This is a genomic window from Mesorhizobium sp. M4B.F.Ca.ET.214.01.1.1 (genome assembly GCF_004791545.1).
Taxonomy (GTDB): Bacteria; Pseudomonadota; Alphaproteobacteria; order Rhizobiales; family Rhizobiaceae; genus Mesorhizobium; species Mesorhizobium abyssinicae.
In genome coordinates this window covers 170,369-182,932 of the sequence record NZ_SRUX01000004.1, presented here as the reverse complement: position 1 = coordinate 182,932, position 12,564 = coordinate 170,369, and the positions used below count along the sequence as shown (strand labels likewise).

Below are 12,564 nucleotides of genomic sequence, written 5' to 3'. Positions count from 1 at the left end.
GGGCGAGAGGTGTTCTTCGCGTGACCTATCTGCTCAGACGCCTGGCGGTGTTTCCTCTCGTTTTGATCGGCGTCTCCATCGTCGTGTTCGTCGCCATCCGGATGGTTCCGGGTGACGCGATCACGGCGATGCTGGGCACCGAGGCGGGGCTTTTGACGCCGCAGCAGCGCGCTGCGCTCGCCGCCTATTTCGGCATCGACCAACCCTGGTTCGTCCAGTACGGGCGCTGGCTGCTCGGCTTGCTGCACGGCGATCTCGGCATTTCGACGACCTATGGCAGGCCGGTGCTCGATGTCATCCTCGAGCGCTTCCCGCTGACGCTCGAGCTGGCGCTACTGTCGATGCTGATCGCGCTTGTGGTCGGCGTGCCCGCCGGCGTCTTCGCCGCCACGCGCAACGAGAAACTCTCCGACCTCGGCGTGCGCATCGCCGCCATGATCGGCCAGTCGACGCCGAATTTCGTGCTGGCGCTGCTGATCATCTACACGCTGTCGGCCGGTTTCGGCGTGCTGCCGGCGATGGGCGAGTTCGCGCCGCTGTGGCAGGATCCGCTGCGCAATCTCGGCCAGTTGATCCTGCCCGCCATCACGCTCGGCTTCGCCTTCGCCGCCTCGGTCACCCGTATATCGCGCTCGGCCATGCTCGACGTCTTGAGCGACGACTATGTGCGCACCGCCCGCAGCAAGGGCGCCTCGGCGCGCAGCGTCATCTGGCGCCATGCCTTGCCCAATGCGCTGATCCCGGTGGTGACGCTGAGCGGCATCGAATTCGGCTATCTCCTCGGCGGCGCCGTCATCGTCGAGCAGATCTATGCGCTGCCCGGCCTCGGACGGCTGGTGCTGGACGCGATCCTGCAGCGCGACTACGCGCTGGTGCAGGGATGCGTGCTGTTCATCGCCTTCAACTTCATGATCGTCAATCTCCTGGTCGACCTCGCCTATGCCGCGCTCGATCCGCGCATCCGACTGGGGGAAAATTGATGCGCATCCTCAAAGCCATCTTCGCCCATACCAGCGGCCGCATCGGCGGTTTCATCGTCGGGCTCTATCTGCTGCTTGCCATGCTTGGCCTGTTTGGGCTGACGCCGCACAATCCGCTGACACAGTACCGTGTCGACCGGCTGCATGCGCCAAGCGCCGCCTACTGGATGGGCACCGACCTGTTCGGCCGCGACGTCGCGAGCCGGCTGATGACGGGCATCGGCCAGTCCTTCACCGTCGCCTTCTTCTCGGTGGCTTTCGCCACGCTCGCCGGCACCGTCCTCGGCCTGGCGGCGGCCTGGTTCGGGCGACGCTGGGACGGCCTGCTGATGCGGATCATGGACGTGCTGCTCGCCTTCCCGGCGATCCTCTTGGCACTGCTCATCGTCGCCGTCGCCGGCCCCGGCACCTGGACCAGCGTGCTTGCCATCGGCATCGTCTACACGCCGATCTTCACGCGCGTGGTGCGCGGCCCGGCGCTGTCGCTCAAGGCGCGCGAATTCGTCGATGCCGCGCGCACCTTCGGCAGCAGCTCGGGCTACATCCTGACCAGGCACCTGTTGCTCAATCTGGTCGCGCCGCTGACCGTCCAGGTCACGCTGGCGCTGGCCTGGGCGCTGCTCACCGAAGCGGGCTTGAGCTTCCTCGGCCTCGGCACGCAGCCGCCCGCCGCCTCGCTCGGGCTGATGCTGAGCGACAGCCGCAATCTTATGGAAACGGCGCCGTGGCTGATGATCTTCCCGGGCATCGCCATCATGATCAGCATCCTCGGCTTCAACCTCTTGGGCGACGCCTTGCGCGACATTCTCGATCCGAAGATGCGGAGGGCGATCGCGTGATCCCGCTGCTTTCCGTATCCGATCTCAGCGTCGGTTTCGGCCGCAAGGCCGAGGCCAATGAAGTTGTCCGTGGCGTGAGCTTCGATCTCGCCGACGGCCAAACGCTCGCCATCGTCGGTGAGAGCGGCTCCGGCAAGTCGGTCACCGCGCTGTCGATCAACCGGCTCGTCGACTTCGGCGGCGGCAAGATCACCGGCGGCTCGATCCGGCTGAGGCGCGGCGACGGCGGCGTGCTCGATCTGGCAGGGGCGGCCGAACCGCAACTGACGAAGATCCGCGGCGCCGAGATCGGCATGATCTTCCAGGAGCCGATGACCTCGCTCAACCCGGTGCTGAGCATCGGCACGCAGATCGCGGAATCGTTCCGCCTGCATCGCGGCCTGACCGGCCGCCAGGCGATTGCCGCGGCCAAGGATGCGCTCGACCGGGTGCGCATCCCCGATGCGGCGCGGCGGCTGAAATACACGCCGAACCAGCTTTCCGGCGGCATGCTGCAGCGGGTGATGATCGCCACGGCGCTTGCCTGCAATCCGCGCCTGCTGATCGCCGACGAGCCGACGACGGCGCTCGACGTGACGGTGCAGGCGCAGATCATGGCGCTGCTGGCCGAGCTGAAGCGCGAGACCGACATGTCGATGATCTTCATCACCCACGATATCGGCCTCGTCGCCGGCATCGCCGACAAGGTGATGGTGATGCAGAACGGACAGGCCGTCGAACAGGGCGAGCTGAACCAGATCCTCGACCATCCGCGGCATGCCTATACGCAGCATTTGCTGCACGCCGTGCCGCATTTCGCCAGCGGCAAGGCAACGCGTTCGGACGGGCGGCGCGAGAAGGCGCCTGACGCCGAGCCGGCGCTCAAGGTCGACGGGCTTGCCGTGCGCTATCCGGTCAGGAGCGGCCTGTTCGGGCGCGCCACCGGCGCAGTGCATGCCGTCGACGGCGTCGATTTCGAGCTGATGCCGGGCGAGACGCTGGCCATTGTCGGCGAGAGCGGCTCCGGCAAGTCGACCACGGCCCGCGCGGTGCTAGGCCTGGTGCGCTCGACGCGCGGCAGCTTTTCGGCCAGCGTCCGCAAGGCCGCCGCCGGGCAGAGCGCACTGCCGATCCAGATGGTGTTCCAGAACCCCTATGCTTCGCTCAATCCCCGACTGACGATCGAGAGCATCCTCGCCGAACCGGTGATCGCCAGCGGCGGCCGCGTGAATGCAGAGACGCGGGCGAGGATGACGACGCTGCTGAAGCGCGTCGGCCTGCCGGAAAACAGCCTGGAGCGCTATCCGCACGAATTCTCCGGCGGTCAGCGGCAAAGGCTGTGCATAGCGCGCGCGTTGATGCTCAACCCGTCCGTCGTCGTGCTCGACGAAGCGGTTTCGGCGCTCGACGTCTCGGTACAGGCTCGGGTGCTGGAGCTTCTGGTCGACCTGCAGCGCGAATTTGGCCTGGCCTATCTGTTCATCTCGCACGACATGGCCGTGGTGGAACGCATCGCGCACCGGATCGCCGTGATCTATGCCGGCCAGATCGTCGAGATCGGCGATGCGAAGTCGGTGCTGTCGGCGCCCAGGCATGCCTACACGAAGAAGCTCATCGCGGCGGTGCCGACCATCGAGCGGCGGCGCCAGCGTTTCGAACTGGACACGCGGCAAGTGCCGTCGCTGGTGCGGCCGCTGGGGTTTGAACCGGGGCCAGCAAAGTGGGATGTGTTTGGGTCGGATCACAGAGTGAGGATCGAGGGGTGAAGGATAGCGCTCAAAGATGCGCAGGCTTGGCGGGACAGCACTCCCCTCCGGCCTGCCGGCCAGAGGGGTGTGGGACGGATCGCTGCCTCTCCGATGGAGGCCGATATTGACCGCCCTCGCCGAGCTCTTCACTCACGCCTTCGCGCCGCTCGAAACCGCGGTGAACGAGGGCCGCATTCCGGGCGGCGTGTTAGGGATTGTCGAGCGCGGCGGCGCCCGCGTTGTGCGTGCAACAGGCCTCGCCCAACGCGTGCCCGAACCCAGGCCCATGCATGAAGGAACCTGGTTCGATCTCGCCTCCCTGACCAAGGTCATCTTCACCACGCCGCGCATTCTCAAGCTGGCGGAGGATGCCGTCATCGACCTCGACACGCCGTTGATCTCGGCGCTGCCGGACCTGCGCCAATATGACGAGAAGGCGTGGGAGCGAAAGGTAACGTTTCGCCAGTGCCTCGGCCACCAGACGCCGTTTCCGGCCGTCGCGCCCATATACACCTATGGCCGCGATCCCGACCTCTTGCGCGCCTTCATCCTGCAGCGCGAATGGCAGGCCGGCATGCCGGTCTATTCCGACATCAACTTCATCCTGCTCGGCTTCGCGATGGAGCGCCTGTCGGGCAAGAGGATCCGCGCCATGGATCCCGGTCCGGGCTTCGCCTTCTCGGCCGCGCCGGACCAGGCGGCGGCGACGGAAGACTGCACCTGGCGCCACCGCGTGCTCTCAGGCGAGGTGCATGACGACAATTGCTCGGCGCTCGAGGGCGCCGGCCATGCCGGCCTGTTCGGCACGGCTGCCTCGGTCCTCGATTTCGCGCAAGGGCTGCTCGACGGCACCGGCGCCTCGCCGGCCTCGATCGCGCTGATGCGGGCGCCGCTGTCGGCCACCCGCACCCATGGCTGGGAACGCCCTTACGAAGGCTGGTCCGGCGGCGGGCTCTGCAGCCCCGGCACGATCGGCCATACCGGCTTCACCGGCACCGGGCTGTGGATCGACTTCGACAAAGGCAGGGCCTGGACCTTGCTCACCAACCGGATCCATCCGACACGTCATTTCAACAGCGGAATCGCCGCGCTTCGCCAGGCTGTCGGCGATCGGATCAACGAGGACTAGCAACCCATGCAACCAATCTGGGCCGTCGGCCTGATGACCGGCACCGTGCTTGACGGCAATATCGACGTCGCGCTGATCAGGACCGACGGCGAGCGGATCGCCGATTTCGGCACCTATGCGCTGGCGCCCTACTCGCAATCGATCCGTACCCTGCTGGAGGAGACGCTGCTGAAGGCGCGCGCGTGGAACTTCACCGGACCGGAACCGGCGATCTTCCGCGAGGCCGAGGAGGCGCTGACGCGCGCGCAATCGGCGGCCGTGAAGGACCTTGTCGAAGGCCATGGCCTGACCATGGCCGATATCGGCGTCGTCGGCTTCCACGGCCAGACGGTGCTGCATCGCGCGCCGGAGACCGGCCGGCTCGGCCAGACCCGCCAGCTCGGCGACGGCGAGCTGATGCACTCTATCCTCGGAACCAAGGTCGCCTACGACTTCCGCTCGGCCGACATGCGCGCCGGCGGACAGGGCGCGCCACTGGCGGCCGCCTATCACACCGCGCTGCTGCGCGCGGCGGATGCCAACGGCGACATGGCGGTGCTCAATCTCGGCGGCGTCGCCAACATCACCTGGTGGGACGGCAAGGACAATGTCGTCGCCTTCGACACCGGACCGGCCAACGCGCCGCTCAACGATTTCATCAAGGCAAAGGGGCTTGGCGACATGGATCGCGACGGCGCGCTGGCGCGCGCCGGCACGGTGGACGAGGCGCGGCTCGCAAGGCTGCTGCAACATCCCTATCTGACCAAGCCCTATCCGAAATCGCTCGACCGTTTCGACTTCACCGCCGCGATGGCCGAAGGCCTCGGCGCCGAGGATGGCGCAGCCTTGCTGACCGCCTTCACCGCCGCCGCCGTCGGCAAGGCGCTCGACCTTCTGCCGCATCGGCCGAAACGGCTGGTGGTCAGCGGCGGCGGCCGCCACAACCCGACGATGATGGCGATGCTCGCCAGCCGTTCCGGCGTCGAGGCCGTGCAAGCCGAGACGCTGGGCTGGAAGGGCGACGCGGTCGAGGCGGAGTGTTTTGCGTTCCTGGCGGTGCGGGTGCTGCGCGGCCTGCCGATCAGTTTTCCGAGCACGACCGGCGTGCCGCAGCCGATGCGCGGCGGGAAGCTCGCCGGGTAGGTTTTGGTTGACGCAATTCCGGACCGCCGATCAGGCGGCAGTCAGGCTCTTCTGCAGGAAGATGCGGCTGCGGCCGATGGGGAAATCGGGCAGCGTGCCGAACCGCTGGTAACCCTGGCGCTCATAGGCCCTCGCCGCCTTGGGATTGAAGGTGTCGATCCAGGCGCCGTGGCAGCCGCGCGCCACCGCCTCCTGTTCGGCCGCCTGCAGCATCTGGCCCGCCATGTGCTGGCCGCGCAGGCTCTCGTCGACCCACAGCCATTGCACGAAGAGCCAGCCCCAGGCGGTGTAGCCGGAGATGCCGGCGACGACCTTGCCAGCCTCGTCGCGAACGAAGACGGCGAGCGCCTTTCGGCCCGAGGCGCCGACATCGGCGTCGTTGAAGGCCGTGAGTTGCTCGCCGAGGAAGGCGAGTTCCTGCGCCGAAGGATCGGCGGTGGTCTCAAGCGTCGTCTTCATCGCTTCGTCCAGTTCGGTTCCATTTGCCAGCCTTAGCGAAGGACCGAACAGGGACGCAAGCTTACTGCTGGGCAGTGCCTGCCGAGCGCCATGCCGCCGCCGAAGCGGCGACCAGCATCAGCAGGGCCGCGATCACGGCGCAATTGGCGAAGCCGAGGCTCGTATAGAGCGGGCCGAAGCCGGCGGTGCCGATGGAGACGGCGAGATAGGTGACGGAGCTGTTCAGGCCCATGATGGTGCCGCGCTGCGTGGGGTCGAGCGCGGTCAGGCGCATCACCAGGACGTTCAGCCCGAAATGGTTGGCAAGGCCCCAGAGGGCGATCGTCGCCATGAGCAGGCCGAAGCTGCCGCTGGCGGTGGCCATGGCGACATAGACGGCCGCCACCAGCAGATAGGCGAACGGCATGACGCGCCGGGCGCCGAGGCGGTCGATGACGCCGTCGAGCAGTGCCGCCGCGCCAAAGCCGAAACCATAGGCGAGTGCCGCCAGGCCATTGGCGCTGACCGGCTCGCCGAGGCCCTGGTGAAGGTGATCGCCGAGATAGCCGTAGACGCCGTAGAAGGCGGTCATGAAGGCGCCGCAGGCGATCAGCAGCGGCAGGATGCCGGGAACGGCGAGGGCGCCGAGCGGCGAAGGCGCCGGGCCGCTTTTCTTGCTGTCGCGCAGCGAACTCATTGTCAGGCCGACGACGGCGGTCGCGGCCAGGAGCGCGACGGCGGCGAAGACGGCGCGCCAGTGCACGAGATCGGCAAGCACGGCCGACAGCGAGACGCCGGCCACCATGGAGAGCGTCCAGCCGGTCAGCACGACGCCGATGGTGCCGCTTTCGCGGCCAGGCGGCGCGATCGCCGCCGAACTCGCGTAGATCGCCGGCATGGCGACGCCGGCGGCGATGCCGGCGACCAGCTGGGCCGCGACCAGCGCCGTCACCGTCGGTGCCAGCGCGCTGGCGACCAGGGCCAGCGCCAGCAGCAGCAATGCGCCCTGCAGCATGCGGCGCGCGCCCACCCGGTCGATATAGCGGGCAAGGAAGAGCGCGCTGGCCGAGGTGCCGAGGCCAAAGGCAGCGGCCGCGCTCATCACCGCCGGCACGCTCGTCCCGAACGAGGTCGCCACGGCGGGCGCGATCGGGCCGAGAACCAGCGAGTTGGAACCGATGACGGCGATGCAGCCGGTCAGGAGATAGGCGAGCGCCGGGATCGGCGGCCGGGGCGCCGCCACCAGAATTGCTGATTGATCACTGTTCGACATATGCTCATAATGGCCGTATTTAATTCGGCATCAATGAGGAATTCCGATATGGATGAAGAAACAGATGGCATTCAGCGGAACAGGCAGCCTACCCGCGATATCGACCCTATCGACCGAAAGATATTAGGCATCCTGGTCGACGACGCGACCATCAGCTACGCCGAGCTCGGCGATCGCGTCGGCCTGTCGCCGCCGGCGGCGCATGAGCGGGTGAAGCGCCTCAAGCGCAGCGGCGCCATCCGCGCCACGGCGGCGATCATCGATCCCAGAGCGGTGAAGAAGCCGCTGCTCGCCTTCGTGCATATCGACACCAGGGGCTGGGGCAAGACGCCGGAGCTGATGGCGGTGTCCGAATTCCCCGAAGTCGAGGAGATCCATACGGTGGCCGGCGACACCTGCATGCTGCTCAAGGTCCGCACCGAGGACACGCGCGCGCTGGAGGGATTGCTGTCACGGCTTTACGAAACGCCGGGCGTCACCTCGACGCGCAGCTATGTGGTGCTGTCGACGTATCTCGAGCGGCCGGTGCAGCCCGGCATCACCCAGGAATGGCCGGCGCCCCGGCATATGGCGACGCCGGTCTACTAGAGCATGATGCCGAAAAGTGTGAAGCGGTTTTCGGGCGACATCATGCTCTATTTCTCTGATTTAGAGCCGGATTCAGATTTCAGGTCGATTCGACCTGAAATCATCCGGCTCTAGGCGTTACCCTCACTGAAAGCTGCACACGCTTCTGCACAAAATTTACGCATGCAATAATTTCTCATAACGCGTTGAAACTTGAAAACTTGTCTGTAAAGTTTCACCTTGCAGGTGCGCGCCGGCGCGCTCTAAGTAGGTGCCGGGGCAGTCGCATGGAACCGAGGATTCTTCGGATGTCCATGCCGCGAGGGTTGGAATGGCGATGACGCACAAGACCATGGAGGATTTCGCCCGTTCCTGCGGCGTCTCCAGACCGACGCTGTCGAAATATTTCGACGATCCGACCAGCGTCAAGCCGGCGACCAGAAAGCGCATCGAGGAGGCGCTGCGCTCCTCCGACTATCAGCCGAATCTGTTCGCCCGCAACCTCAACCGCAAGCGCACCCGCAGCATCGGCATCGTCGTGCCGACGGTGACCGACCCGTTCTATTCGGAAATGGTCAGCCGCATCGAGCTTCGGCTGCGCGACGAAGGCTATTGGCCGATCGTCATTTCCTCGCACGGCTCGACCGAGCTCGAGGTCGAGGCGACGCGGACCATCCTGTCCTTGAAGGTCTCCGGCGCGCTCGTCGCGCCGCTCGGGCGGCGCTCCGATCACCGCACGCTGGAGAAGCTGACGCAGGCCATCCCGATCGTTTATTTCGACACTTATCTCGATGGCGGCACGCCCTTCGTCGGCAACAACAACACGCAGAGCGTCGCGACGATCGTCGAGTATCTCTGCCGATCGGGCGACGCGCCGGTCTATTTCGACATCCCGCATGTCAACCACAACTCGCCCGAACGGCTGGCCAGCTATGTCGCCTCGATGAAGCGGCTCGGGCATGAGCCGATCGTCATAGGCAATACCAGGGACTACACTTGGGATTTCGAGCGGATCGGCTACGAACAGACCGAGAGGATGCTCGGCAGTGGCGGCCTGCCGGGCAAGACCATCCTGTGCAACAACGATCGTCTCGCCTTCGGCGTGATGGCGGCCGCCTTCTCGAAGGGGATCAAGGTCGGCCGCAAGGCGGACTGCGACCTCAGGGTCGCGGCGCATGACGATCATCCGCTCAGCCGCTACACCTGCCCCGGCCTCACCACCATGGCGCAGGACTTCGCCGCCATGGCCGGGCGCAGCGTCGAAACGCTGCTGGGGCTGCTCAACGAGGACGGGACGGCGGTGGCGCCCAAGGTCAATCTCGACGCGACGCTGGTGATGCGCCAGTCGGCGTGACCTGAACCTCGACAGACCCGACCCAACTCAACCGGGATCGAAGCTCCGCCAGGCGGCGACCGCCGCCTCGACAGCCTGCCGCGATGCCGGGCCGTGGCGGCCCATCGAGACGAAGCCGTGGATCTGGCCCGGCCAGCGCTTGAGCACCACCGGCACGCCGTCGTTATGGAGACGCCTGGCATAGGCCTCGCCCTCGTCGGCGAGGATGTCGTGGCCGGCGATGGCGACGAAGGCGGGGGCGGCACCGGCAAGGCCTTTGGTCTTCAGCGGCGAGACGCGCCAGTCGTCGATGTCGCCGGCGTCGCGAACATATTGGTCGCGGAACCATGCCATGGTCGAGGCGGTCAGGCCGAAACCCTCGGCGAAGCGTCGGTAACTGTCCGCCGTCTGCGCGGCATCGGTGTTGGGGTAGAGCAGAAGCTGTGCGGTCACCGGAATCCGGTCGTCCCGCGCGAGCAGGCTGAGCACGGCGGCGAGATTGCCGCCGGCGCTGTCGCCCGCAACGGCGATGCGCCCAGCATCGATGCCGAGAGCGGCGGCCTCATCCCGCATGAAGGAGAGCGCGGCGCGGCAGTCCTCGACCGCCGCCGGAAACTTGTGCTCCGGCGCCAGCCTGTAGGCGGGCGAAACGACGACGCATGCCGCGATGTTGGCGAACCAGCGGCAGATCTCGTCATGCGAGTCGAGATTGCCGATCACCCAGCCACCGCCGTGCAGATAGAGCAGCGCGGGAGCAGCCCGGGACGGAGCCCCCTGCCCGCGATAGATTCTTACCACCAGCGATCCGCCGGGTCCGGCGAGCGTGCGCTCGCCGACCAGGCCGACCGGCTCGCGCTCGCCCTGCAGGTCCGGAGAGCCCTGGTCATAGGCGCGGCGCGCCTCTTCGGGCGTGCCGGTCTCGAACGGCGGGGCGGCGGCCTGCCGGCCGAGATCGAGCACGTGGCGGGCTTGCGGATCGAGCCCGGCTGCCGTCGAGGGCGATGTCGTCATCGGGCGGCCTCCCGTCAGGCCAGCAGGCTCGTCGCCTCGTCCTCGGCGAGAAGCGGCGGCTGGTCGACGGTGCCATTGACAGCAACCGATCCGCGGCGCTCGCCCGAGGCGAGGATCGCCTCCATGATCTCCAGCACATGCAGCGCCAGTTCGCCGGAGGCGCGCGGCCTCCTGCCCTCGGACAGCGACCGGACCAGATCGGCGACACCGAGCATGCGGTAGTTGGCGCGGTCGGGCGCGGCATAGGGCCAGTTGCGCGCGCCGTAGAGCTCGCTGTCGCTCTCGAAATCCTTCCACTCGGCGCCGCGCGCCGACAGCGAGACGGTGCCGCCGAACGTGTCGGGATCGGGGAGTCTCAGCGAGCCCTCGGTGCCGTGCAGTTCGATCGGATGGTTGGAGTGCCTGAAGACATCCCAGGAGGCGCCGAAGGTGACGCTGGCGCCGGAGCGGAATTCGAGCAGCGACAGGATGTTGGTCGGCGTGCCGACCTTGAAGCTGGTGTTTTTGAAGGGACCGTCGGCGGTGATCAGCCGCTCCTCCTGGCCGCGCGTCGCCATGGCCATGACGCTGGCGACCGGGCCGAGCAGGTTGACCAGCATCGTCAGGTAGTAAGGGCCCATGTCGAAGACCGGGCCGCCGCCGGGCTGGTAGTAGAATTGCGGATTGGGATGCCAGTGCTCCATGCCGCGCCCCATCATGAAGGCGGTGCCGGTCACCGCGCGGCCGATGGCGCCCTCATCCATCAGGCGGCGCGCGCGGCGCCCGGCGGCACCGAGGAAGGTGTCGGGAGCCGAGCCGAGCAGCAGGCCGCGGCTGGCTGCTTCGGCGACCAGCCGGCGGCCGTCGCCGGCCGAGGTTGCCAGCGGCTTTTCGGTGAAGACGTGCTTGCCGGCCGAAAGCGCCGAGAACGAGATGTCGAAGTGCGCCGCCGGTATCGTCAGGTTGAGGACAAGGTCGATGTCCGGGTCGGCCAGCAACGCGTCGACGCCGAGCGCGCGGATGCCGTATTCCTTGGCACGGAGCGCCGCCATGTCGGCGGAAATGTCGGCACAGGCGCGCAACTCCATCCCGCCGAACAGAGCCGCATTGCGCAGATAGGTCATCGAGATGTTGCCGCATCCGATGACACCGATGCCGAGCTTTGTCTTTGATTTTCCGTGCATTTTCGATCGTACCTCCCAACGCGGCCACGGCTTGGCCGCACCCTGGCGCAAGCAATGGATCACAATCGAAAGCCGCTATACAACATTTTAATTCTTGACGCGCGTAAAAATTTTATGGAGCATATGAAAACGCTGACGCAGCAGGATTTTGAAAACAACCGATTGGGGAATTTTGAACTCATGAGCCTCGGAACCAAGGTGCGCCTTGCGCGCCTCTTCTCGCATCCATCGGGGAACCTTTTTGGCGGCGCGGTCGACCACTTCGTCGGCTATGGCGACGTGCGCAAAGGCGGCCTTGCCGACCTGCCGGGGGCGCTGGCGCGCGTCATGGCGGGCAAACCCGACTATGTCAGCATCCAGCCTGGCACCGCCCGCCATTTGTGGCCGCAATATGCGGGCAAGGCTTCCCTGGTGATCCAGGCGGGCTGCTTCACTCCGGACGATCGCATCAGCGAGCTGATCGCAACGCCCGAGGATGCGGTGCGCGCGGGGGCCGATGCATTGGCAGTGGCCATTCCGGTGCGCGGCGCGACCGAGGGCAAGTACATACGCTGGCTGACCGATTCGGTGAACGCGGCGGCTCGCTACGGCATGCCGGTGGTGGCGCATATCTACCCTCGCGATTTCACCGACGGGGCGAAAATCGTCTTCACCCCCGACGAGATCGCCTATGCGGCGCGCATCGGCTACGAGTCCGGCGTCGACGTGATCAAGATCGGCTACACGGGCGATTTCGAGTCGTTCCGAGAGACCGTCCGGACCTGCCCGGTGCCGGTTGTGATCGCGGGTGGTCCGAAGACCGATACGCTGCTCGGCGCGCTTCAGCAGACGGCGGACGCCATCCGTGCCGGCGCGCGCGGTGCCGTGGTCGGCCGCAATCTCTGGGGGCATGGCGATCCGCAGAAGGCGGCGCTTGCCTTTCGCGGCGTCATCCATGACGGCCTGTCGGCAAAAGACGCCCTGGCGAAGGCGGGTGCCTGAA

General features: G+C 66.7%; 12 protein-coding genes. 8 read left to right on the top strand and 4 right to left on the bottom strand.

Going from position 1 to position 12,564, the window contains the following annotated elements; genetic code table 11:
- The first annotated feature begins 20 nt into the window (after nt 1-20).
- The 5 genes from EN857_RS10115 to EN857_RS10095 all read left to right on the top strand — a co-directional run bounded on the left by EN857_RS10115 (nt 21) and on the right by EN857_RS10095 (nt 5,797).
- Nucleotides 21-980, top strand: coding sequence for an ABC transporter permease (locus EN857_RS10115; RefSeq protein ID WP_128346173.1), 960 nt, complete (start codon nt 21-23; stop codon nt 978-980).
- Nucleotides 980-1,819, top strand: coding sequence for an ABC transporter permease (locus EN857_RS10110; RefSeq protein WP_127391396.1), 840 nt, complete (start codon nt 980-982; stop codon nt 1,817-1,819). The genes EN857_RS10115 and EN857_RS10110 overlap by 1 nt, the downstream gene beginning before the upstream one ends.
- Nucleotides 1,816-3,564 (top strand): ABC transporter ATP-binding protein, encoded by a 1,749-nt coding sequence (locus tag EN857_RS10105; RefSeq protein WP_127391397.1) that lies wholly within the window; start codon nt 1,816-1,818, stop codon nt 3,562-3,564. Before EN857_RS10110 ends, EN857_RS10105 begins: the two co-directional genes overlap by 4 nt.
- Before the next feature lie 106 nt (nt 3,565-3,670).
- On the top strand, nt 3,671-4,675 hold the full coding sequence (locus tag EN857_RS10100; RefSeq protein WP_245478318.1) for a serine hydrolase: 1,005 nt from the start codon (nt 3,671-3,673) through the stop codon (nt 4,673-4,675).
- Between the two features lie 6 nt (nt 4,676-4,681).
- Complete coding sequence (locus EN857_RS10095; protein ID WP_127391398.1) at nt 4,682-5,797, top strand: anhydro-N-acetylmuramic acid kinase; 1,116 nt, start codon at nt 4,682-4,684, stop codon at nt 5,795-5,797.
- A 30-nt stretch (nt 5,798-5,827) separates the two neighbouring features.
- Here the strand turns inward: EN857_RS10095 and EN857_RS10090 are convergent, their stop codons facing one another.
- Complete coding sequence (locus EN857_RS10090) at nt 5,828-6,256, bottom strand: GNAT family N-acetyltransferase (RefSeq protein ID WP_127310595.1); 429 nt, start codon at nt 6,254-6,256, stop codon at nt 5,828-5,830.
- A 61-nt stretch (nt 6,257-6,317) separates the two neighbouring features.
- Nucleotides 6,318-7,508, bottom strand: coding sequence for an MFS transporter (locus EN857_RS10085; RefSeq protein ID WP_127310596.1), 1,191 nt, complete (start codon nt 7,506-7,508; stop codon nt 6,318-6,320).
- 48 nt (nt 7,509-7,556) lie between these two features.
- Between EN857_RS10085 and EN857_RS10080 the strand changes: the two genes are divergently transcribed.
- Together EN857_RS10080 and EN857_RS10075 are read left to right on the top strand one after the other, a co-directional pair.
- Nucleotides 7,557-8,096: an Lrp/AsnC family transcriptional regulator gene (locus tag EN857_RS10080; protein WP_127310597.1), complete on the top strand. Its 540-nt coding sequence runs from the start codon at nt 7,557-7,559 to the stop codon at nt 8,094-8,096.
- Between the two features lie 310 nt (nt 8,097-8,406).
- Nucleotides 8,407-9,429, top strand: a complete 1,023-nt coding sequence (locus EN857_RS10075) for a LacI family DNA-binding transcriptional regulator (RefSeq protein WP_127310598.1) — start codon at nt 8,407-8,409, stop codon at nt 9,427-9,429.
- Between the two features lie 27 nt (nt 9,430-9,456).
- Here the strand turns inward: EN857_RS10075 and EN857_RS10070 are convergent, their stop codons facing one another.
- Together EN857_RS10070 and EN857_RS10065 are read right to left on the bottom strand one after the other, a co-directional pair.
- Complete coding sequence (locus EN857_RS10070) at nt 9,457-10,419, bottom strand: alpha/beta hydrolase (protein ID WP_127282929.1); 963 nt, start codon at nt 10,417-10,419, stop codon at nt 9,457-9,459.
- Between the two features lie 14 nt (nt 10,420-10,433).
- A complete protein-coding gene (locus tag EN857_RS10065) occupies nt 10,434-11,582 on the bottom strand; it encodes a Gfo/Idh/MocA family oxidoreductase (protein ID WP_127391399.1) in 1,149 nt (382 codons plus the stop codon).
- A gap of 180 nt (nt 11,583-11,762) precedes the next feature.
- Here EN857_RS10065 and EN857_RS10060 point away from each other — a divergent pair, with 180 nt between their 5' ends.
- On the top strand, nt 11,763-12,563 hold the full coding sequence (locus tag EN857_RS10060) for a class I fructose-bisphosphate aldolase (protein WP_127309046.1): 801 nt from the start codon (nt 11,763-11,765) through the stop codon (nt 12,561-12,563).
- The last annotated feature ends 1 nt before the right edge of the window (nt 12,564 follow it).

Excerpts from the sequence above, each read along its gene's own strand:
- EN857_RS10070 (WP_127282929.1), bottom strand. The coding sequence starts at position 10,419 with ATGACGACATCGCCCTCGACGGCAGCCGGGCTCGATCCGCAAGCCCGC.
- EN857_RS10060 (WP_127309046.1), top strand. The coding sequence starts at position 11,763 with ATGAGCCTCGGAACCAAGGTGCGCCTTGCGCGCCTCTTCTCGCATCCA.
- EN857_RS10085 (WP_127310596.1), bottom strand. The coding sequence starts at position 7,508 with ATGTCGAACAGTGATCAATCAGCAATTCTGGTGGCGGCGCCCCGGCCG.
- EN857_RS10075 (WP_127310598.1), top strand. The coding sequence starts at position 8,407 with ATGGCGATGACGCACAAGACCATGGAGGATTTCGCCCGTTCCTGCGGC.
- EN857_RS10065 (WP_127391399.1), bottom strand. The coding sequence starts at position 11,582 with ATGCACGGAAAATCAAAGACAAAGCTCGGCATCGGTGTCATCGGATGC.
- EN857_RS10080 (WP_127310597.1), top strand. The coding sequence starts at position 7,557 with ATGGATGAAGAAACAGATGGCATTCAGCGGAACAGGCAGCCTACCCGC.
- EN857_RS10095 (WP_127391398.1), top strand. The coding sequence starts at position 4,682 with ATGCAACCAATCTGGGCCGTCGGCCTGATGACCGGCACCGTGCTTGAC.
- EN857_RS10090 (WP_127310595.1), bottom strand. The coding sequence starts at position 6,256 with ATGAAGACGACGCTTGAGACCACCGCCGATCCTTCGGCGCAGGAACTC.
- EN857_RS10110 (WP_127391396.1), top strand. The coding sequence starts at position 980 with ATGCGCATCCTCAAAGCCATCTTCGCCCATACCAGCGGCCGCATCGGC.